This window comes from Streptomyces sp. NPDC002884 (assembly GCF_040295245.1).
In the GTDB taxonomy this organism is placed as follows: Bacteria; Actinomycetota; Actinomycetes; order Streptomycetales; family Streptomycetaceae; genus Streptomyces.
In genome coordinates, this window is sequence record NZ_JBEOVB010000008.1 from 305,401 (window position 1) to 325,892 (window position 20,492).

Here is a 20,492-nt window from a genome sequence, read left to right on the forward strand (position 1 = left end):
TGCCTCGGCTTCGGCTCTGCCCGAGCCTTCTCCCGACCGATCGTTCGGTCCGTGCGATTCCATGGTGGGACGGCCGTCGTAAGGTGTCAACCGCTGTGGATAACCTGCGGGCATTCCCTGTGGACAACCTGCCCCGGCCTTTCCCGGCCCAGGTGTCGCGGGGAGGGGGCTGCGCCGAACGGGTGAGGCTGAGTACCGTTCGCGATTGCGCGACGCAGCGCGAAGACGACCGGTATCGGGGAACGGGGCGGAATGGACGTGCACGACGGAGGGGCCGGCTCTCCAAAGGGGCCGAACACGTCAAGGGAGGCGGAGGCGGAGACGCCGTCCGCCCGGGACGCCGTTCCCCGCCCCCGAGCCGAACTCTCGAGTCCCGACCCCGCTGCCTCGCGGGCCGAGCCCGCGGACCCGGACGCTTCTCCCCGGGCCCAGCCTGCGGGCCCGGTCCCGGGCCCGGACCCTGTTCCTGTTCCTGTTTCTCGGGCCGAGGCCGCCGATCACGTCGGTGCCCCCGTGGGCGATCCCGCGGGTGACTCCGCCGGCGATCCCGCCGGTGAATCCGTCGGCGAGCCCGCCGTCGGTCCCCCGAGTGAGCCTCGGCGGCCGGAGGCCCGGACCGGGGTGGCCGCTCTCTCCCTGCGCTATCAGGTCGGCGCCGCGCTGGCGCTGGCCGTCGTCGCGGTGGCCGTCTGTGTGCACGTCGGGATGGTGTTCCTGCACGTCGCCCCGTCGAACACCGTCACCAAGGCGCACGGCAGGGCGATCGACGACTGGATCTACCCCGAGTTCGAGCAGAACTGGAAGCTCTTCGCGCCGAACCCGTTGCAGCAGAACATCGCCGTCCAGGTCCGTGCCCAGGTCCGTACCGCGGACGGCGGGTCCCGGACCACCGGCTGGTACGACCTGTCGGCGCAGGACGGCCGGGCCATCGACGGCAATCTGCTGCCCAGCCACACCCAGCAGAACGAGCTGCGCCGCGCCTGGGACTTCTTCACCGCCACGCACGACAACAACAACCGCCCCGTCGGCCTGCGCGGGGCCCTCTCCGAGACGTACCTGCGCCACATCGTGGTGCTCCGTCTGGAGCGCGGCGGTACGGCCGGTGACGGCGGTGTCGTCGAGCGCATCCAGGTCCGTTCGCAGACCACCAACGTGACCCCGCCGAAGTGGAGCACCGAGAAGGTGTCGATGAGCCCGGTGTACCGCGAGCTGTCCTGGTGGTCCGTGCCGGACGGCGAGACCGAGGGAGGCACGAGGTGAACCGGTTCTCCCTGACGGTGTCCGCCGCCATCGCCCGCGTCACCGAGTCGGCGCTCGCGCCGTACCAGAGCGCCGTGGTCCGGATCGGCTTCAGCGCCACCTGGATGCTGTTCCTGCTGCGCGAGTTCCCCCACCGTCAAGAGCTGTACGGCCCCGACGGTCCCTGGGACTGGGAGCTGGCCCGGCAGCTGATCGACACCAACGGCGCGTTCACGGCCCTGATGTGGTCGGACGGGCGGGGCTGGTTCGAGGCGGTGTACCTGCTCGCGCTGCTCTCCGCCGCGCTGCTGCTCCTCGGCTGGCGCACCCGCGCGATGTCGGTGCTGTTCATGGTCGGCGTGCTGTCGCTCCAGAACCGCAGCGTCTTCATGGGGGACGGCGGGGACAACGTCCTGCACCTGATGTCGATCTACCTGGTGTTCGTGCGGTGCGGCCGGGTGTGGTCGCTGGACGCGCGGCGGGCACGGCTCGCGCACGAGGCACGCGCGCGTGGGGAGCGGGTCACGGACCGGGTGGGCCCCGTCCTGTGGGCCCTGGCAGGGTTCGTCCTGGTCACGGTGACCGTGGCGGGCCGCTTCCACAGCGCCTGGACCATTCCGGCGCTCCTGTGGGCGGCGTGGGCGGTACAGGGTCTTTGGTGGGTCGTGTGCCGCCGTACGAAGTCGGCGGAGCCCCGGATCCTGCTCGACGTGATCGGCAACATCCTGCACAACGGCGCCCTGGTCGTGATCATGGCCGAGGCCTGTCTGATCTACGCGACGGCCGGCTGGTACAAGATCCAGGGTTCGCGCTGGCAGGACGGCACCGCCGCCTACTACCCCCTGCACCTGGACTACTTCTCGCCCTGGCCCGCGCTCGCCGACCTGCTGGCCGGCAGCGGCACGATGGTTCTGCTGGCCACGTACGGGACCGTCATCGTGCAGGTCGCCTTCCCGTTCACGCTCGCCAACCGGCGGCTCAAGAACGTCCTGCTGGCCCTGATGATGACGGAGCACGCGGTGATCGCCGTGCTGCTCGGGCTGCCGTTCTTCTCGCTGGCGATGATCGCGACGGACGCCGTCTTCCTGCCGACCACCTTCCTGCACCGGGTGGGCGGATGGGCGGCACGCGCGCGTGGACGGCTGTTCCCCGACGGCGACCTTAAGGCCGCACCGGAGGAGCCGCGGGCCCAGGAGAACCCCGAGCACGCCCACGTAGGGTTCACCGCATGACCGACCCCGTGACCGCCGGCTCCGACCCGCTCGGCCGGTGGCGCCGGCTCGCCGACGCCTCCGTCCTGCTCGACGGCTTCCACGCCCTCAAGCACGCCGTGCGCTTCGGAGCCGAGGTCCCGGTGGCGGTCACCGCCGACCGGCGGGCGACACTCGCCCTCGCCGACGAACTCGCCCCGGACGTGCGCGACGCGCTGGACGCGCTTCTGACGGAGGTCCCGGAGGCGACGTACACCTCCCTGGTGCCGCGCCCGCATCCCACCGCGGTCGCCGCCCTGGCCGTACGGCCCTCCCGCGAGGCCGGCCTGGAGCGGCTGGGGCACACGCCCCGCGCCACTCCCGTCGTGGTCCTGGACAACCCGCGCAACCTCGGCAACGCGGGCGCGGTGATCCGGCTGGCCGCCGGTTTCGGGGCCACCGGGGTGGTCACCACCGGCACGCTCGACCCCTGGCATCCGACCGTGGTGCGCGGCGGGGCGGGGCTGCACTTCGCGACCGTCGTGGAGCGGCTGGCCGTCGACGAGCTGCCGGCCGGCCCGGTGTTCGCCCTCGACCCGGAGGGTGACGACCTGCGGGGCGTCAAGCTGCCGGACGACGCCCTTCTGGCCTTCGGTTCGGAGCGCAGCGGGCTCTCGCCCGAGCTGCGCGCGCGTGCCGACCACCTTCTCGCCCTGCCGATGCGCCCCCAGGTCTCCAGCTACAACCTCGCGACCAGTGTGGCCATGACGCTGTACCACTGGAGCGCCACCGGGGGCGCACCGCACGTCCCGTAGACGCCTAGGCGTCCCTGCGGACCTCCACCACCCGGAAGCGGTTCGCGACGAACGCGCCGTCGGTGAGGGCCGCGTTGGCCGCCGGGTTGCCGCCCGAGCCGTGGAAGTCGGAGAACGCGGCCGTCTGGTTGACGTAGACCCCGCCGGTGAGGTTGAGGGACAGCTGGGCGGCCTCCTCCAGGCAGACCTCCTCGATCGCCTGCTCGACCTCCGCGTCGGTGGTGTACGCCCCGACCGTCATCGCGCCCTTCTCGCGCACCGTGCGCCGCAGCAGGGCGACCGCGTCGGCCGCGGAGTCGACGGCGACGGCGAAGGAGACCGGGCCGAAGCACTCGCCCATGTAGGCGGCCTCGTCGTCCGCCCCCTCCCAGTACTTCCGCGCCCCGTCGAGCTTGACGAGCACCGGGGTGCGCACGATCGCGTCCGGGAACTCCGGGTTGCTCACCTCGCGGGAGGCGAGGGCGACCTCGCCGAGACCCGCGGCGGCCTCCAGACGGGCCTTGACGTCCGGGTTGACGATCGCGCCGAGCAGCGCGTTCGCGCGCGCGTCGTCGCCGAGCAGGCCGTCGACCGAGCGGGCGAGGTCGGCGACGACCTCGTCGAAGGTCTTCGCGCCCTCGTCGGTGCGGATGCCGTCGCGGGGGATCAGCAGGTTCTGCGGGGTCGTGCACATCTGGCCGCTGTACAGCGAGAGCGAGAACGCCAGGTTGGCGAGCATGCCCTTGTAGTTCGCCGTGGACTCCACGATCACCGTGTTGACGCCGGCCTTCTCGGTGTAGACCTGCGCCTGGCGGGCGTTGGCCTCCAGCCAGTCGCCGAAGGCGGTCGAGCCGGTGTAGTCGACGATCCTGATCTCGGGGCGGGTGGCCAGGGTCTTGGCGATGCCCTCACCGGGACGCTCGGCGGCCAGCGCGACCAGGTTCGGGTCGAAGCCGGCCTCGGCGAGCACCTCGCGGGCGACGCCCACGGTCAGCGCGAGCGGCAGCACCGCGCGCGGGTGGGGCTTGACCAGGACCGCGTTGCCGGTGGCCAGGGAGGCGAACAGGCCCGGATAGCCGTTCCACGTCGGGAAGGTGTTGCAGCCGATGAGCAGGGCGATCCCGCGCGGGACCGGGGTGAAGCGCTTGGTCAGCGCGAGCGGGTCGCGCTTGCCCTGGGGCTTGCTCCACTCCGCGGTGCCGGGCGTGCGGACCTGCTCCGCGTACGCGTACGCCACCGCCTCCAGGCCGCGGTCCTGCGCGTGCGGGCCGCCCGCCTGGAACGCCATCATGAAGGCCTGGCCGGAGGTGTGCATGACCGCGTGCGCGAACTCGTGCGTCCGGTCGCTGATCCGCTTGAGGATCTCCAGACAGACCACCGCGCGCACTTCCGGGCCGGCGTCCCGCCAGGCGCCCTGTCCGGCCCGCATGGCGGGCAGCAGCGTGTCCACGTCCGCGTGCGGGTAGGTCACGCCGAGTTCGACGCCGTACGGCGAGACCTCGCCGCCCACCCAGTCGTCGGTGCCGGGCTGGCCGAGGTCGAGGCGGGTGTGCAGCACGGCGTCGAAGGCGGCCTTGCCGGCCCCGGCGTCCAGGCTGCCGTTCTCCCCGTAGGCCTTGGGGTGTTCGGGGTGCGGGGACCAGTACGCGCGGGTGCGGATCGCTTCCAGGGCCTGGTCGAGGGTGGGCCGGTGCTGGGCGATCAGAGCGTGCGCGGTCGGTTCAACGGCGGCCATGCGGGACCAACTCCTCGTCTTGAGAACTCTCCGTCGAGCTCATGACCTGGCGGAAACCTGGGCAGGATCAGCCAGTCAGGGTTAGAGTAACCGAACGATCGGTCGGGACAAGGGGGCCTGCCGCATCTGTGGAAAACCCCGTGCGGGAGGATCGCGCACATGACAGCACTCGACCTCAGCAGCCCCGTGGCCGTCGTCGGCACCGGCACCATGGGCCAGGGCATCGCCCAGGTCGCGCTCGTCGCCGGCCACCCGGTGCGGCTGTACGACACCGTGCCCGGCCGCGCCCACGAGGCGGCCGCCGCGATCGGCGCCCGCCTGGACCGTCTCGTCGAGAAGGACCGCCTCGCCGCCACCGACCGGGACGAGGCACGTGCCCGCCTGTGGCCCGCGGAGAGCCTCGCCGACCTCGCCGACTGCTCCCTGGTCGTCGAGGCCGTGGTGGAGCTCCTGGAGGCCAAGCAGGAGCTCTTCCGGCAGTTGGAGGACGTCGTCGGCGAGGACTGTCTGCTCGCCACCAACACCTCGTCCCTGTCGGTGACCGCCGTCGGGGGCGCCCTGCGCAATCCGGGCCGCCTGGTGGGCCTGCACTTCTTCAACCCCGCGCCGCTGCTGCCGCTGGTCGAGGTCGTCTCCGGGTACGCCACCGACGTCACGTCGGCCACGCGCGCGTACGAGACCGCCCGCTCCTGGGGCAAGACGCCGGTCGCCTGCGCCGACACCCCCGGCTTCATCGTCAACCGCATCGCGCGGCCCTTCTACGCCGAGGCGTTCGCCGTCTACGAGGCACAGGGCGCCGACCCGGCCACCATCGACGCGATCCTGCGCGAGTCGGGCGGCTTCAGGATGGGCGCCTTCGAGCTGACCGACCTGATCGGACAGGACGTCAACGAGTCGGTCACGCACTCCGTGTGGCGGTCCTTCTTCCAGGACGTTCGCTTCACCCCCTCGCTCGCCCAGCGCCGCCTGGTCGAGTCGGGCCGCCTCGGCCGCAAGACCGGCCAGGGCTGGTACGACTACGCCGCCGGGACCGGGGCCGCGGAGACGGCCGAACCGCACACCGCGGAGAAGGCCCAGCCGCCCGCCTACGTCGTCACCGAGGGCAACCTGGGCCCCGCCTCCGAACTGCTCGCGCTGATCCGCGAGGCGGGCATCCAGGTGCGCGAGGAGGAGGAGGACCACGGCACCCGCCTGGTGCTGCCCGGCGGCGGCCAGCTCGCCCTCGCCGACGGCCAGACCTCCGTGGAGTTCCGGGACGTCGTCTACTTCGACCTCGCCCTGGACTACCGCAAGGCCACCCGCATCGCCCTGTCGGCCTCCCAGGACACCTCCACGCAGACGATGTCCGAGGCGATCGGCCTGTTCCAGGCGCTCGGCAAGGACGTCAGCGTCATCGGGGACGTGCCGGGCATGATCGTCGCCCGTACGGTCGCGCGGATCGTCGACCTCGCGCACGACGCCGTGGCCAAGGGGGTGGCCACCGAGGAGGACATCGACACCGCGATGCGGCTGGGCGTGAACTACCCCCTCGGTCCCTTCGAGTGGAGCCGCAGGCTGGGCCGCACCTGGGCCTGCTCCCTCCTGGACGACCTGCACGAGCGCGACCCCTCCGGCCGCTACGCGCCCTCCCTCGCGCTGTACCGGCACTCCTACGCCACCGAGAAGCGGGAGGGCGCCTCGTGACCACCGCCAAGCGCGACACGTACACCCCGGAGACCCTGCTCTCCGTCGCCGTCCAGGTCTTCAACGAACGCGGCTACGACGGCACCTCCATGGAGCACCTCTCCAAGGCGGCCGGCATCTCCAAGTCGTCGATCTACCACCACGTCGCCGGCAAGGAGGAACTGCTGCGGCGGGCCGTCAGCCGGGCCCTGGACGGCCTCTTCGGGATCCTCGAGGAGGAGCACGCGCGCGTGGGGGACGCCTCGGAGCGCCTGGAGTACGTCGTGCGGCGCATGGTCGAGGTGCTCATCGGCGAACTGCCGTACGTGACGCTGCTGCTGCGCGTGCGCGGCAACACCGACACCGAGCGGTGGGCCCTGGAGCGGCGCCGCGACTTCGACCACCGGGTCGCCGAACTGCTGAAGGCGGCCGCCGCCGACGGGGACATACGCGGCGACATCGAGGTACGGCTCGCGACCCGGCTGGTCTTCGGGATGATCAACTCGATCGTCGAGTGGTACCGGCCGGGCGGCCGCGGGATGGTCGAGAGCGAGGTCGCCGACGCGGTCGCGCGGCTGGTCTTCGAGGGGCTGCGCACGGCTCCGTAGGGCTCATCCCTGCGGCTCCAGGTCCTCCTCCTCGAACACCAGCAGCGTGCGCGTGCTGAGCACCTCGGGGATCGCCTGGAGCCGGGTCAGCACCACCTCGCGCAGCGCCCGGTTGTCCGGCGTGTGCACCAGGAGCAGGACGTCGAAATCGCCCCCGACGAGGGCGATGTGGGAGGCGCCGGGCAGCAGTCTGAGCTGCTCGCGCACCGTCCGCCAGGAGTTCTGCACGATCTTCAGCGTGATGTAGGCACTCGTGCCCTGTCCGGCGCGCTCATGGTCGACACGGGCGCCGAAACCGCGGATGACGCCGTCCTCGATGAGCCGGTTGATCCGCGCATAGGCGTTGGCGCGCGAGACGTGGACCCGCTCGGCGACCGACCGTATGGAGGCGCGGCCGTCCGCCTGGAGCATCTGGAGGATGTCCTGATCGATCGCGTCCAGCGGACGCGGTGGCGGCAGCGGGACACCGCCCGGCGACGGAGCACCGCCCGGCGACGGGAGGCTGCCCGGCGAAGGGGGGCTGCTCGGCAGCGGGGCACCGGTCGGTGGCGGAGGATTGCCCGGCGGCGGCGCGGCGCCGTTCTCCGGTCCTTCGGCCATTTGTTCAGGTGCCATGTCCCCCTGCCTCCCTGCCATGGACGTACTGCACCCATCTCAGGTTGTGGAGAACCGTTTGTCCACAGCCTGAGGGGCCCTGTAGCCAAAATGTGCCGACGACCGAACAATCGGTAGGTGAGGCGCATCACAAACCGACGTGCCTCCCGTAGCCGCTCCCCACGAGGAGGTGCCGTCATGACGGTCATGGAACAGCGGGGCGCGTACCGGCCGACTCCGCCGCCGGCCTGGCAGCCCCGTACCGACCCCGCGCCGCTGCTGCCCGACGCCGAGCCGTACCGCGTCCTCGGCACCGACGCGGCCGCGCAGGCCGACCCGGAGCTGCTGCGCCGGCTGTACGCCCAGCTGGTGCGAGGCCGCCGCTACAACGTGCAGGCCACCGCCCTCACCAAGCAGGGCAGACTCGCCGTCTACCCGTCGAGCACCGGCCAGGAGGCCTGCGAGGTGGCCGCCGCGCTCGCCCTCCAGGAGCGGGACTGGCTCTTCCCCAGCTACCGCGACACCCTCGCCGTCGTCGCGCGCGGTGTGGACCCCGTCGAGGCCCTCACGCTGCTGCGCGGCGACTGGCACACCGGCTACGACCCCTACGAGCACCGTGTGGCGCCCCTGAGCACCCCGCTCGCCACCCAGCTCCCGCACGCCGTGGGCCTCGCGCACGCCGCCCGCCTCAAGGGCGACGACGTGGTCGCGCTCGCCATGGTCGGCGACGGCGGCACCAGCGAGGGCGACTTCCACGAGGCGCTGAACTTCGCCGCCGTCTGGCAGGCCCCGGTCGTCTTCCTCGTGCAGAACAACGGCTTCGCGATCTCCGTACCGCTCGCCAAGCAGACCGCCGCCCCCTCGCTGGCCCACAAGGCCGTCGGGTACGGCATGCCGGGCCGCCTGGTCGACGGCAACGACGCGGCCGCCGTGCACGAGGTGCTGACCGACGCCGTACGGCATGCGCGCGAAGGCGGCGGCCCCACCCTCGTGGAGGCGGTGACCTACCGCATCGAGGCGCACACCAACGCCGACGACGCCACCCGCTACCGCGGCGACGCCGAGGTCGAGACCTGGCGCGAACACGACCCGATCCTGCTGCTGGAGCGCGAACTCACCGCGCGCGGGCTGCTCGACGAGGACGCCAAGCAGTCCGCGCGGGACGCCGCCGAGACGATGGCCGCCGACCTGCGCGCCCGCATGAACCAGGACGCGGTCCTCGACCCCATGGACCTGTTCGCCCACGTGTACGCCGAACCCACCCCCCAACTGCGGGAACAGCAGGCCCTGCTGCGGGCGGAGCTCGAGGCCGAGCACGCCGACCACCAGGAGGGTACGCACCGATGACCACCGTCGCCCTCAAGCCCGCCACCATGGCGCAGGCCCTCACCCGCGCGCTGCGGGACGCAATGGCCGCCGACCCGTCCGTGCACGTCCTGGGCGAGGACGTGGGAACCCTCGGCGGCGTCTTCCGGGTCACCGACGGGCTCGCCGCGGAGTTCGGCGAGGACCGCTGCACGGACACCCCGCTCGCCGAGGCGGGCATCCTCGGCACGGCCGTCGGCATGGCGATGTACGGGCTGCGGCCGGTCGTGGAGATGCAGTTCGACGCCTTCGCCTACCCGGCGTTCGAGCAGCTCATCAGCCATGTCGCCCGCATGCGCAACCGCACCCGCGGCCGTATGCCGCTGCCGATCACCGTCCGGGTGCCCTACGGCGGCGGCATCGGAGGCGTCGAGCACCACAGCGACTCCTCCGAGGCGTACTACATGGCGACCCCGGGCCTCCACGTCGTCACGCCCGCCACGGTCGCCGACGCCTACGGGCTGCTGCGCGCCGCCATCGCCTCCGACGACCCGGTCGTCGTCCTCGAACCCAAGCGCCTGTACTGGTCCAAGGACTCCTGGAACCCGGAGGAACCGCAGAGTGTCGAACCGATCGGCCGCGCGGTGGTGCGGCGCCCGGGCCGGAGCGCCACACTGATCACCTACGGGCCGTCGGTGCCGGTCTGCCTCGAAGCCGCCGAGGCGGCGCGCGCCGAGGGCTGGGACCTCGAGGTCGTCGACCTGCGCTCCCTGGTGCCCTTCGACGACGAGACGGTCTGCGCGTCGGTGCGGCGGACCGGCCGCGCGGTCGTCGTCCACGAGTCGGGCTCCTTCGGCGGCCCGGGCGGGGAGATCGCGGCCCGCGTCACGGAGCGCTGCTTCCACCACCTGGAGGCACCGGTGCTGCGCGTCGCCGGCTTCGACCTGCCCTATCCGCCGCCGATGCTGGAGCGCCACCACCTGCCCGGCGTCGACCGCATCTTGGACGCCGTGGCGCGGCTGCAGTGGGAGGCGGACAACTGATGGCACAGGTGCTGGAGTTCAAGCTCCCCGACCTCGGGGAGGGACTCACCGAGGCGGAGATCGTCCGCTGGCTGGTGCAGGTCGGCGATGTCGTCGCCGTCGACCAGCCGGTCGTCGAGGTCGAGACGGCCAAGGCGATGGTCGAGGTGCCCTGCCCCTACGGCGGCGTGGTCACCGCCCGCTTCGGCGAGGAGGGCACCGAACTGCCCGTCGGCGCCCCGCTGATCACGGTCGCGGTCGGCGCGCCGGTCCCCGGCGGCCCGGAGGTTCCGGCCAAGGGGGCCGAGGGGTCGGGCAATGTGCTCGTCGGTTACGGCACCTCGGAGGCGCCCGCACGCAGGCGCCGGATCCGGTCGGCGCGACCGGAACCCGCCGCCTCCACGACCGCCGCCGCGCCTGTCGCGCCTGCCGTACCCGCCGCGCTCGCCCCGGCAGCCCCGGTCCTCCCGGGCGTTCCGGCCGGGGTGACCGACCGCTCCGGCCCCGTCCCCGTGATCTCCCCCCTGGTGCGCAGACTCGCCCGGGAGAACAACCTGGACCTGCGGGAGCTCACGGGCTCCGGTCCCGAAGGGCTGATCCTGCGGGCCGACGTGGAGAACGTGCTGCGGGGGGCCGTCCCCCGGGAACAGGCGGCACAGGCGCCGTCCGGATCCTCCGCTCCCACCGGAGGCCGGCGCGTCCCCCTCAAGGGCATTCGGGGCGCCGTCGCCGACAAGCTCTCCCGCAGCCGGCGCGAGATCCCCGACGCGACCTGCTGGGTGGACGCCGACGCGACGGAACTGATGCGTGCCCGGGCGGCGATGAACGCGTCCGGCGGACCGAAGATCTCCCTCCTGGCCCTGCTCGCCCGTATCTGCACCGCGGCGCTGGCCCGTTTCCCGGAGCTCAACTCCACCGTCGATCCGGCGGCCCGGGAGGTCGTCCAGTTCGACCACGTCCACCTCGGCTTCGCCGCGCAGACCGAGCGGGGACTCGTCGTGCCCGTCGTCCGCGACGCGCACGCCCGGGACGCCGAGGGACTCACCGCGGAGTTCACCCGGCTCACAGAGGCGGCCCGGGACGGCCGTCTCACCCCCGCCGACCTGACCGGCGGCACCTTCACCCTGAACAACTACGGGGTGTTCGGGGTCGACGGCTCCACGCCGATCATCAACCACCCCGAGGCGGCCATGCTCGGTGTCGGGCGCATCATCCCCAAGCCGTGGGTGCACGAGGGCGAGCTCGCGGTGCGCCAGGTCGTCCAGCTCTCGCTCACCTTCGACCACCGGGTGTGCGACGGCGGAACGGCCGGCGGCTTCCTGCGCTACGTGGCGGACTGCGTGGAAGCACCGGCGGTGCTGTTGCGCACCCTGTGATTGCGGGCGCGCCCCGGTCGTTCCCGTGTTTCCCGTGATCGGGCGGGCCCGCATCCCCGGGGCGGCCCGCATACTCGGGGGGTGACCTCCAACGAGCCCGCCGCCCACGACGCCGTCGTGCTCGCCGGTGGCGGCGCCCGCCGGCTCGGTGGCGCCGACAAGCCGGGCGTGCGGGTGGGCGGGCGCGCGCTGCTCGACCGGGTGCTCGGCGCCTGCGCCGACGCGCGCACCACCGTCGTCGTCGCCGACCCCCGCCCCACCGCGCGGCCCGTGCGCTGGGCACGCGAGGACCCGCCCGGCGCGGGACCCGTCGCCGCGCTCGACGCCGGACTGCGCCACACCGCGGCGGACGACGTCCTCGTCCTCTCCGCCGATCTGCCCTTCCTCGCGGCGGACACCGTACGGCGACTGCTGACCGCGCTGCGCGCCGGCGCGGCCGAGGGCGCGCTGCTCACCGACGCAGACGGCCGTGACCAGCCGCTCGTCGCCGCGTACCGCACGGCCGCCCTGCGCCGCGAGCTGGCGGTGCTCACCGCCTGCGAAGGCGGCCTCACCGGGCTGCCGCTGCGCCGGCTGACCGCCGGACTCCACCTCACCCGCGTCCCCGACCCGGTCGCGTCGTTCGACTGCGACACCTGGGACGACATCGCCGCCGCCAGGGCACGTATCAGGGAGCATGACCACGTGTTGGATGAATGGATTTCCGCAGTCAAGGACGAGCTGGGCATCGACCTCGACGTCGACACCGGCGCCCTCCTGGACCTCGCCCGCGACGCCGCCCACGGGGTGGCCAGGCCCGCGGCCCCGCTGACCACCTTCCTGGTCGGCTATGCGGCCGCGCAGGCCCGGGGAGGCCCCGAAGCCGTGGCCGAGGCCGCCCGCAAGGCCGCCGCACTGGCGCTGCGCTGGGCGGCGGAGGCCGGGCAGGAGAAGGCCGGGCAGGAGAAGACCGAGCAGGAGAAGACCGAGCAGGAGAAGACCGAGCAGGAGAAGACCGGGCAGGACCAGGCCGGGCAGCAGGCCGACAAGCCCGGCGGCTCCGGACCGGACGCCGGATGACCGCCCGCGGTACCCGGCAGGGCCTCGACGCCGAGGACCTCGACGTCGAGGAGGCGCTCGCCCTCGTGAAGGACGGCAACGGCACCGCCCGCCCGGCAGGCGGCCACAGCTCCGCACAGCGCGAGGGCAGCGGCCACGGCACTCCGCCTTCCCCCTCCCCCTCGCCCTCCCTCTCCCCCTCGCCCTCTCCCTCCTCCCCGTCCCCCGGGACCGGTCACCGGGGAGAGGCCGCCGAGCACCGCCACCGGGCGACCTCCTGGCCCGAGGCCCGGACGATCGCGGCCCGCGCCGCACGGTCCGGCGCCGCCCGCCTCGCCCCCGTCTCCGTGACCCTCGGCGACGCCCTCGGTCTCGTTCTGGCCGCCCCTCTGACGGCCCTCACGGACCTGCCCTCCTTCGACACCTCGGCGATGGACGGGTGGGCGGTCGCCGGTCCCGGCCCCTGGCACGTAAGGGAAGAGGGCGTGCTGGCCGGGAGCGCGACACCCGCGCCCCTGGCCGACGGCGAGGCCGTGCGGATCGCCACCGGCGCCCGGATCCCCCCGGACACCACCGCGGTGCTGCGCAGCGAGCACGGCCGGACCGACGACAACGGACGGCTGCACCCGACCCGCGAGATGCAGCACGGCCAGGACATCCGCCCGCGGGGTCAGGAGTGCCGCAACGGGGATCAGCTGCTGCGTGCCGGGGCGGTGGTGACCCCGGCCGTCCTCGGCCTCGCCGCGGCCGCCGGGTACGACACGCTGGCAGCCGTCCCCCGGCCCCGGGTCGAGGTGCTCGTCCTGGGCGACGAACTGCTCATCGAGGGCCGCCCGCACGACGGCCTCATCCGGGACGCACTCGGTCCGATGCTGCCGCCGTGGCTGCGGGCGCTGGGCGCCGAGGTCACCTCCGTACGCCGGCTCGGCGACGACGCGAAGGCTCTGCACAAGGCCATCACCGCCTCCGGCGCGGATCTCGTCGTCACCACCGGGGGCACCGCCTCGGGGCCCGTCGATCACGTGCACCCCATCCTGCGCCGCCTGGACGCCGAACTTCTCGTCGACGGCGTCAAGGTGCGACCCGGTCACCCGATGCTGCTGGCCCGCCTCAAGGAGGACCAGCACCTCGTCGGCCTGCCCGGCAACCCCCTCGCGGCCGTCTCCGGGCTGCTCACGCTCGCCGAGCCGCTGCTGCGTACCCTTGCCGCCCGACCGGCTCCCGAGCCGTACGCACTGCCGTTGAGGCAGTCGGTGCACGGGCACCCGTACGACACCCGGCTCATCCCGGTCGTCCTGCGCGGTGACCATGCCGTGCCGCTGCACTACAACGGCCCGGCCATGCTGCGGGGTATCGCGGCGGCCGATGCCCTCGCCGTCGTACCGCCGGGCGGCGCACGCGCGGGTCAAGAGGCCGAGCTCCTCGACCTGCCGTGGGCGACGGCCGGGATCGACGCCTGTTTCACGTGAAACAGCCCTGCTTTAACCGTACTTACCCGTGTTTCACGTGAAACGGAGCGAGCTTGCCCCGGCTCGCCCCTTCAGCCCCTCGCCCCCTCGCCCCCTCGCTCTCTGTTTCACGTGAAACATGGTCATGCCTGCTCGGGTGCCGGGACGGCTCGGCTGACCGTGATCACGCGGTCCCCCAGTTGGAGACGCGTGAGCCGGGGGTCGGTGTAGTCCAGCATTTCCTTGCCCCGGACGACGGCCACGACCAGGTCCGCGCAGCTGCGCGGCGCCTCGCCGATCTCCGCTTTGCCGACCGGCCGCTCGATGAGGTCCAGGCCGTTGCCGAGGGTCATCAGGTTCTCCAGGGTCCTGGCCACGGTCGGGCTGACCATCGAGACGCCGAGCAGTCGGCCGGCGGAGCTGGAGCTGGTGATCACGGTGTCCGCGCCGCTCTGCTTGAGCAGCGGTACGTTCTCGTCCTCCCGGGCGGCCACGACGATCGTCGCGCGCCGGTTCAGCTGCCGGGCGGTGAGGGTGACCAAGGCGGCCGTGTCGTCACGCTGCGGGGCGACGATCACCCGGGAGGCGGTCTGGACCTCGGCCTTGAGGAGCGTCTCGGAGCGGGTGGCGTCCCCGGTCACCGACACCAGTCCGTCGTCGCCGGCGGCGAGCACGGACTTGCGCTGGGCGTCCACGATGACGATCCGGTCCTTGGGAATGCCCTGCCCGACGAGGGTCTCCACCGCGTGGCGGCCCTTCGTGCCGTAGCCGACGACCACGACGTGGTTGCTGGTGCGGGCCCGCCAGCGGTGGACGCGGACCTGCTGACGGGTGCGCTCGGTGAGTACCTCCAGGGTGGTGCCGACCAGGATGATCAGGAACACCACGCGCAGCGGCGTGATGACGAGGATGTTCACGAGCCGGGCCATGTCACTGACCGGGGTGATGTCGCCGTAGCCGGTCGTGGAGAGCGTGACCGTGGCGTAGTAGGCGGCGTCGAGGAGACTGACGGAGCCGTCCGAGTTGTCGTTGTAGCCGTCGCGGTCGGCGTAGACGATCAGCGTGGTGACGGCCAGCACCAGCAGACCCATGGCGAGCCGCCGCAGCACCTGCTGGAGCGGGGGAACGCCGATGCGCATGGGCATCGTGATGGAACGGCCCGCCTCCGCGTCGTCGCGGGCCTCGCTGCGCGAGCGGTACCAGAGGGACCTGAAGAGGGAGAGTCTGGCCGGGCCGGCCGGCTGTCGTTCGTGGTCCTTCATCGTGTGCCCCCTGTGACGGTGATCCGATCGGTGGGCACCATGGTTCCCGGCGGGCTCGTACCCGTCATGAAGCAACACGTGTCCATGAGTCCACAGATATCCATGATCCCGGAGGTCCCCTTGCGCGACCACACTGTCGTCGTCGGCTTCGGTACGAAGGGACGGTCCGCGATCCGGACGGCCTGTGCGGCGGGTCTGCGCAGAGAACAGGTCGTGGTGATCGACCCCAGTGCGAAGGTGATCGACGCGGCGACGGCCGAGGGCTACGAGGGCGTGGTCGGGGACGCCACCCGCAGTGACGTGCTGCGGCGGGCCGAGGTGCAGCGGGCGGGGCGGATCGTCATCGCGACCCAGCGGGACGACACGGCCGTCCTCGTGGCGTTGACGGCCCGCCAGCTCAATCCCGGGGCGAAGATCGTGGCGGCGGTCCGCGAGGAGGAGAACGCCCCGCTGCTCAGGCAGTCGGGCGCCGACGAGGTCATCACCAGCGCCGGCGCGGCCGGCCGGCTCCTCGGTCTGTCCGTGCTCAGTCCGGCGGCGGGCCGGGTCATGGAGGACCTCATCCAGCAGGGCGACGGGCTGGACCTCGTCGAACGCCCTGTCACCAAGGCCGAGGCGGGCCGCGGACCGCGTGAGACGGACGACCTGGTGGTGAGCGTCGTCCGCGGGCACCGTGTCCTCGCCTACGACGACCCGGCGATCGGCGTGCTGGAACCGACGGACCGGGTGGTCACCATCGTGCGGGTGGGCCCGGACCGTACCCGGGCCCCCCTCGGGACTCCCGGCATGCCCGGGGTCCCGCCGCTCCCGCCGGCCTGAGGCACATGACCTCGGGCGGGACCCGCCGGCACTACTTGCGGTTGTAGAGCCGCATCGTCACCGGCCCGAAGACCAGCACGAACAGACAAGCCCATCCCAGCGACCAGGCGATCTCGGCACCGGGCCGGTCACCCGCCATCAGTCCCCGCACCGCCGAGGCCAGATGGGTGACCGGGCTGTTGTTGACGAACGCCTGGAGCCAGCCCGGCATGGTGCGGGGATCGACGAACACGTTGGACAGGAAGGTGAGCGGGAAGATCACCATCATGCTGACGCCCATCACCGACTTCTCGGTGCGCAGCAGCAGCCCGAACATCGTCCAGATCCACGAGAACGCGAACGAGAAGACGACCAGCAGGGCGATTCCGGCGACCACTCCCGCGATCCCGCCGTCCGGCCGGTAACCGAGGACGATGCCGACGGTGAGCATCACGACGGACGCGATCGTGTAGCGCAGGGCGTCGCCCAGCAGATAGCCGACCATCGTCGAGGGCCGCCAGATCGGCAGCGACCGGAAGCGGTCGAAGACGCCCTTCTCGATGTCGGTGTTCACCGAGACACCCGTGTACATCGTGATCATCACGACCGACATCACCAGGATGCCCGGCAGCAGGAACTGGATGTACTCCTCAGGGGAGCCGGCCAGGGCGCCCCCGAACAGGTACGTGTACATCAGCACCATCATGATCGGGAACGCGGTGACGTCGAAGAGCTGCTCCGGCACATGCTTGATCTTGAGGATCGCCCGCCAGCCGAAGGTGAGGGAGGCCGAGAGGGCGCTCGGGCGGGGCGGCCGCTCCCGCGCGACGAGCAGCGCGGCCAGCGACTCTGCGCTGACGGGGGCGAGATCCTGGACGTCCGTGCCGGTCACGGTGCTCATACCGCCACCTCGCCTTTCCGGTCGCGGGCCGGTGTCCCGGGGTCGGTCGGTGCCCCGGGGTCGGCGTCGGTCTTCGTGTCGTGTCCGGTGAGGGCGAGGAACACCTCGTCCAGGCTGGGCTGGCCCAGGGAGAAGTTGTCGACGACGATCCCGGACCGGGCCAGTTCCCCGAGGGCCCGGGCGGCCCGGGCGGCGGCCGTGTCGCCCATCGCCGCGTCGAGCCGGGCGGTCAGCGCCACCGGGTCCGGCTCCCGCTGGACCTCCGCGTCCAGGGCCAGCCGCAGCACCTGTTCGGCCTCGGGCCGCTGCTCGGCGTCGCGCAGTCGCAGATGGACGGAGCCGGCGCCGACGGATGCCTTGAGCTCGCCCTTCGTGCCCTCGGCGATCACCCGGCCCCGGTCGATGACGGCGATCCGGGACGCCAGTTGGTCGGCCTCGTCCAGATACTGGGTGGTCAGCAGCACGGTGGTGCCCTGTGCGACCACCGCCCGCACGATGTCCCACACCTGGTTGCGGCTGCGCGGATCGAGCCCGGTCGTCGGCTCGTCGAGGAAGAGCAGGTCGGGCGTGCTGAGGATGGACGCGGCGATGTCGATCCGGCGCCGCATGCCGCCCGAGTAGTGCTTGACCTGCTTTGCGGCCGCGTCGGTGAGCCCGAACGCGGCGAGGAGCTGCGCGGACCGCTCCCGGGCGGCCTTCTTGGCGTGCCCGAGGAGCCGGCCGAGCAGCACCAGGTTCTCGGTGCCGGTGAGGTCCTCGTCCACGGACGCGTACTGGCCGGTGAGGCTCACCCGGCCGCGCACCTCGTCGGCCTCCCGGACGACGTCGTGGCCGAAGACGCGGGCCTGGCCGCCGTCCGGCCGCAGCAGCGTGGCGAGCATCTTCACGGTGGTCGTCTTGCCGGCGCCGTTCGGGCCGAGGACGCCGTAGACCGTGCCGACGGGGACGGCGAGGTCGACGCCGTCCACGGCTCTGGTCTCGCCGAACGTCTTCACCAGGCCCGCAGTCTCGATCGCCAGGCCGGCGGTGTGCTGGCTCATGGGGGTTCCTTCCGCGTACTTGGGCTACGCATGGGGAGACCTTTACCGTCACCCGAACTCATCGGTGATCGCATCCTGATTTTCCCGGTGTCACCGCCTCCGCGGCGGATCATGAGCGGGGAGCGGGGAGGGGGAGGAGTAGCGTCCCCTTCATGCATGCGATCACGATTCCCGAACCTGGTGGTCCCGAGGCGCTGGTGTGGGACGAGGTCCCCGATCCCGTACCCGGCACGGGCGAGGTCCTGGTCGAGGTGGTGGCCGGCGCCGTCAACCGGGCCGACATCCTTCAGCGGCAGGGCTTCTACGATCCGCCGCCGGGCGCCTCCCGCTACCCCGGCCTGGAGTGCTCCGGCCGGATCGTCGAGGTCGGCCCCGGGGTGTCCGGCTGGTCCGTCGGCGACGAGGTGTGCGCGCTGCTCGCGGGCGGCGGATACGCCGAGAAGGTCGCCGTGCCGGCCGGTCAGCTGCTGCCGGTGCCGGACGGCGTCGATCTGCGGCGGGCCGCCGCGCTCCCCGAGGTGACCAGCACCGTCTGGTCGAACGTCTTCATGATCGCCCACCTCCGTCCCGGCGAGACGCTGCTCGTGCACGGCGGTTCCAGCGGTATCGGGACCATGGCGATCCAGCTGGCCAAGGCCGTCGGCGCCAGGGTCGCCGTCACCGCGGGGACCAAGGAGAAGCTGGACCAGTGCGCCGAGCTGGGCGCGGACATCCTGATCAACTACCGCGAGCAGGACTTCGTCGCCGAGCTGAAGCAGGCCACGGACGGCGCGGGCGCCGACGTCATCCTCGACAACATGGGCGCGAAGTACCTGGACCGCAACGTCCAGGCGCTCGCCGTCAACGGCCGCCTCGCGATCATCGGTATGCAGGGCGGCATCAAGGCCGAGCTGAACATCGGCGCGCTCCTCGGCAAGCGCGCCGCGATCAGCGCGACCTCGCTGCGGGCCCGCCCCCTGGAGGAGAAGACGGCCATCGTGGCGGCCGTACGCGAACACGTCTGGCCGCTGCTCGCCGCCGGCCAGGTCCGCCCCGTCGTCGACCGCGAGGTCCCGATGAGCGACGCGGCCGAGGCCCACCGGATCGTCGAGGCCAGCAGCCACGTCGGCAAGGTGCTGCTGGTCGCGCCCGAGGACAGGCCCTAGCCCGACGGCGGTCTCAGGCGCGGCGCAGCCGCAGGGCGGCCAGGGCGAGGGCGATGCCGAGGCCGATGAGGACGAGGCCGCTGCCGAGCGGCAGGATCTGAAGCACCGGGCCGTCGGTCCGCTCCGGCTGCGCCACGGCCCGCCGTACGGCGTCCCGCGGCGTGCCCGAGGGCACGGGGGCGGCGGCTTCCGGCGACTCGGACGCGGCGGTGCCGTCGGAGAGGTCGCCGTCGTCGCTCCCGTCGCCCGCGCTGTCCTCGCCCTCCGTGTCCTGTGCCGCCTCGTCCGCTTCCTCCTCGGCTTCTTCCTCCGCGTGGTCGCCCGCCCGCCCGGGCCGCTGGCGTCCCTCGCCCGCCCGGCTGCCCGCCCGGTCCGGCTCGGGGGAGGAGGGGGCGGGGGTGGCGGACGCCGGCACGGAGACGTACGACGCGGCGGCCGCGTACGACGAGACGCCCCCGTAGGCCAGCACGAGCACGCCCAGCGCACCCGCGCCGAGGCCCACGCCGGCCCGCATCGCGCACAACGCCTGCTGCCATGGAGTCACGTCCGTGACCCCCTCCCGGTGCCCGGTCGCCAAGAAAAGACGCCATAAGCCTCACATCAGGGATCTGTCGCCGCATTCCGGACTCCGCCGAACGGAAACAGTGGATCACCTTTCCCGGGGGGTGCCACGGTGATGAGGTGGGGGCGTGCGAGAGAATGACGGCATGGAGATGCCGAGGAACGAAAGGTCGCCGGAGAACGCCCAGAAGATCCTGGTCGTAGGTCAGGACGGCATGGCGCTCGGTGACATCGACGCTGACGACGACTCCCGTGAGATCCCGGTGACCGAGCAGGTCGAGCAGCCGGCGAAGGTCATGCGGATCGGCAGCATGATCAAGCAGCTGCTCGAGGAGGTGCGCGCGGCTCCGCTGGACGAGGCGAGCCGCGTCCGGCTGAAGGAGATCCACTCGAGCTCGGTGAAGGAGCTGGAAGACGGCCTGGCGCCGGAGCTGGTCGAGGAGCTGGAGCGGCTGTCCCTGCCGTTCAACGAGGACTCGACCCCGAGCGACGCGGAACTGCGCATCGCGCAGGCCCAGTTGGTCGGCTGGCTGGAGGGCCTCTTCCACGGCATCCAGACCACGCTCTTCGCCCAGCAGATGGCCGCGCGCGCCCAGTTGGAGCAGATGCGCCGCGCGCTGCCGCCGGGAGTGAGCCACGAGGGCGTCGACGACCCGCGCGCGGGCGGCCGTTCGGGCGGACCGTACCTCTAGGACGCGGGCCGGTCGTCCGTAGCCGTACAGCATGAGAAGGGCCCGGCGTTCGGCGCCGGGCCCTTCTCCCATGACGTCAGAC

Annotated in this window: 18 protein-coding genes and 1 pseudogene; 13 read left to right on the plus strand and 6 right to left on the minus strand. The window is 72.5% G+C overall.

Annotated features, from left to right (window positions below; all coding sequences use genetic code 11):
• The first annotated feature begins 252 nt into the window (after window positions 1-252).
• Genes ABT070_RS19745 through ABT070_RS19755 form a run of 3 tightly spaced genes read left to right on the plus strand, consistent with a single transcriptional unit; the run spans window position 253 to window position 3,244 of the window.
• Complete coding sequence (locus tag ABT070_RS19745; RefSeq protein WP_351762072.1) at window positions 253-1,260, plus strand: DUF5819 family protein; 1,008 nt, start codon at window positions 253-255, stop codon at window positions 1,258-1,260.
• Window positions 1,257-2,471 (plus strand): HTTM domain-containing protein, encoded by a 1,215-nt coding sequence (locus ABT070_RS19750; RefSeq protein ID WP_351762075.1) that lies wholly within the window; start codon window positions 1,257-1,259, stop codon window positions 2,469-2,471. Before ABT070_RS19745 ends, ABT070_RS19750 begins: the two co-directional genes overlap by 4 nt.
• Window positions 2,468-3,244 carry a TrmH family RNA methyltransferase gene (locus ABT070_RS19755; protein WP_351762078.1) on the plus strand — a complete coding sequence of 259 codons (777 nt, stop codon included), beginning with the start codon at window positions 2,468-2,470 and terminating at the stop codon, window positions 3,242-3,244. Before ABT070_RS19750 ends, ABT070_RS19755 begins: the two co-directional genes overlap by 4 nt.
• Before the next feature lie 4 nt (window positions 3,245-3,248).
• Here ABT070_RS19755 and paaN read toward each other — a convergent pair whose 3' ends face one another.
• The gene (paaN, locus tag ABT070_RS19760) at window positions 3,249-4,958 is read right to left on the minus strand and encodes a phenylacetic acid degradation protein PaaN (RefSeq protein WP_351762081.1); all 1,710 of its coding nucleotides are present in this window, start codon (window positions 4,956-4,958) and stop codon (window positions 3,249-3,251) included.
• A 159-nt stretch (window positions 4,959-5,117) separates the two neighbouring features.
• Here paaN and ABT070_RS19765 point away from each other — a divergent pair, with 159 nt between their 5' ends.
• Window positions 5,118-6,641: a 3-hydroxyacyl-CoA dehydrogenase gene (locus tag ABT070_RS19765; protein ID WP_351762084.1), complete on the plus strand. Its 1,524-nt coding sequence runs from the start codon at window positions 5,118-5,120 to the stop codon at window positions 6,639-6,641.
• Window positions 6,638-7,228, plus strand: coding sequence for a TetR/AcrR family transcriptional regulator (locus ABT070_RS19770; RefSeq protein ID WP_351762087.1), 591 nt, complete (start codon window positions 6,638-6,640; stop codon window positions 7,226-7,228). The genes ABT070_RS19765 and ABT070_RS19770 overlap by 4 nt, the downstream gene beginning before the upstream one ends.
• Window positions 7,229-7,231: 3 nt before the next feature.
• On the opposite strand, the gene ABT070_RS19775 is transcribed toward ABT070_RS19770, so the two are convergent.
• Window positions 7,232-7,828 carry an Lrp/AsnC family transcriptional regulator gene (locus tag ABT070_RS19775; protein ID WP_451101128.1) on the minus strand — a complete coding sequence of 199 codons (597 nt, stop codon included), beginning with the start codon at window positions 7,826-7,828 and terminating at the stop codon, window positions 7,232-7,234.
• Window positions 7,829-8,020: 192 nt separating this feature from the next.
• Here ABT070_RS19775 and pdhA point away from each other — a divergent pair, with 192 nt between their 5' ends.
• The 5 genes from pdhA (at window position 8,021) to ABT070_RS19800 (ending at window position 14,032) form a co-directional block, all read left to right on the plus strand.
• Complete coding sequence (gene pdhA / locus ABT070_RS19780) at window positions 8,021-9,169, plus strand: pyruvate dehydrogenase (acetyl-transferring) E1 component subunit alpha (RefSeq protein ID WP_351762093.1); 1,149 nt, start codon at window positions 8,021-8,023, stop codon at window positions 9,167-9,169.
• On the plus strand, window positions 9,166-10,170 hold the full coding sequence (locus tag ABT070_RS19785) for an alpha-ketoacid dehydrogenase subunit beta (RefSeq protein ID WP_351762096.1): 1,005 nt from the start codon (window positions 9,166-9,168) through the stop codon (window positions 10,168-10,170). Before pdhA ends, ABT070_RS19785 begins: the two co-directional genes overlap by 4 nt.
• On the plus strand, window positions 10,170-11,525 hold the full coding sequence (locus tag ABT070_RS19790) for a dihydrolipoamide acetyltransferase family protein (RefSeq protein WP_351762099.1): 1,356 nt from the start codon (window positions 10,170-10,172) through the stop codon (window positions 11,523-11,525). Before ABT070_RS19785 ends, ABT070_RS19790 begins: the two co-directional genes overlap by 1 nt.
• Window positions 11,526-11,606: 81 nt before the next feature.
• The gene (locus ABT070_RS19795; protein WP_351762102.1) at window positions 11,607-12,584 is read left to right on the plus strand and encodes an NTP transferase domain-containing protein; all 978 of its coding nucleotides are present in this window, start codon (window positions 11,607-11,609) and stop codon (window positions 12,582-12,584) included.
• A complete protein-coding gene (locus tag ABT070_RS19800) occupies window positions 12,581-14,032 on the plus strand; it encodes a molybdopterin molybdotransferase MoeA (RefSeq protein WP_351762105.1) in 1,452 nt (483 codons plus the stop codon). Before ABT070_RS19795 ends, ABT070_RS19800 begins: the two co-directional genes overlap by 4 nt.
• Before the next feature lie 122 nt (window positions 14,033-14,154).
• On the opposite strand, the gene ABT070_RS19805 is transcribed toward ABT070_RS19800, so the two are convergent.
• Complete coding sequence (locus ABT070_RS19805; RefSeq protein ID WP_351762108.1) at window positions 14,155-15,273, minus strand: potassium channel family protein; 1,119 nt, start codon at window positions 15,271-15,273, stop codon at window positions 14,155-14,157.
• A gap of 120 nt (window positions 15,274-15,393) precedes the next feature.
• Here ABT070_RS19805 and ABT070_RS19810 point away from each other — a divergent pair.
• A pseudogene (locus tag ABT070_RS19810) lies at window positions 15,394-16,092 on the plus strand (potassium channel family protein); the annotation flags it as partial.
• A 31-nt stretch (window positions 16,093-16,123) separates the two neighbouring features.
• Here ABT070_RS19810 and ABT070_RS19815 read toward each other — a convergent pair.
• Both ABT070_RS19815 and ABT070_RS19820 read right to left on the minus strand, forming a co-directional pair.
• A complete protein-coding gene (locus tag ABT070_RS19815; protein ID WP_351762111.1) occupies window positions 16,124-16,972 on the minus strand; it encodes an ABC transporter permease in 849 nt (282 codons plus the stop codon).
• Window positions 16,969-18,012 carry an ATP-binding cassette domain-containing protein gene (locus tag ABT070_RS19820; protein ID WP_351762114.1) on the minus strand — a complete coding sequence of 348 codons (1,044 nt, stop codon included), beginning with the start codon at window positions 18,010-18,012 and terminating at the stop codon, window positions 16,969-16,971. Before ABT070_RS19820 ends, ABT070_RS19815 begins: the two co-directional genes overlap by 4 nt.
• A 152-nt stretch (window positions 18,013-18,164) precedes the next feature.
• Between ABT070_RS19820 and ABT070_RS19825 the strand changes: the two genes are divergently transcribed.
• A complete protein-coding gene (locus tag ABT070_RS19825) occupies window positions 18,165-19,157 on the plus strand; it encodes an NAD(P)H-quinone oxidoreductase (RefSeq protein WP_351762117.1) in 993 nt (330 codons plus the stop codon).
• Between the two features lie 13 nt (window positions 19,158-19,170).
• Here the strand turns inward: ABT070_RS19825 and ABT070_RS19830 are convergent, their stop codons facing one another.
• Complete coding sequence (locus ABT070_RS19830; RefSeq protein ID WP_351762120.1) at window positions 19,171-19,701, minus strand: hypothetical protein; 531 nt, start codon at window positions 19,699-19,701, stop codon at window positions 19,171-19,173.
• Between the two features lie 163 nt (window positions 19,702-19,864).
• Between ABT070_RS19830 and ABT070_RS19835 the strand changes: the two genes are divergently transcribed.
• Window positions 19,865-20,410, plus strand: a complete 546-nt coding sequence (locus ABT070_RS19835; RefSeq protein WP_171402121.1) for a bacterial proteasome activator family protein — start codon at window positions 19,865-19,867, stop codon at window positions 20,408-20,410.
• Window positions 20,411-20,492: the final 82 nt, after the last annotated feature.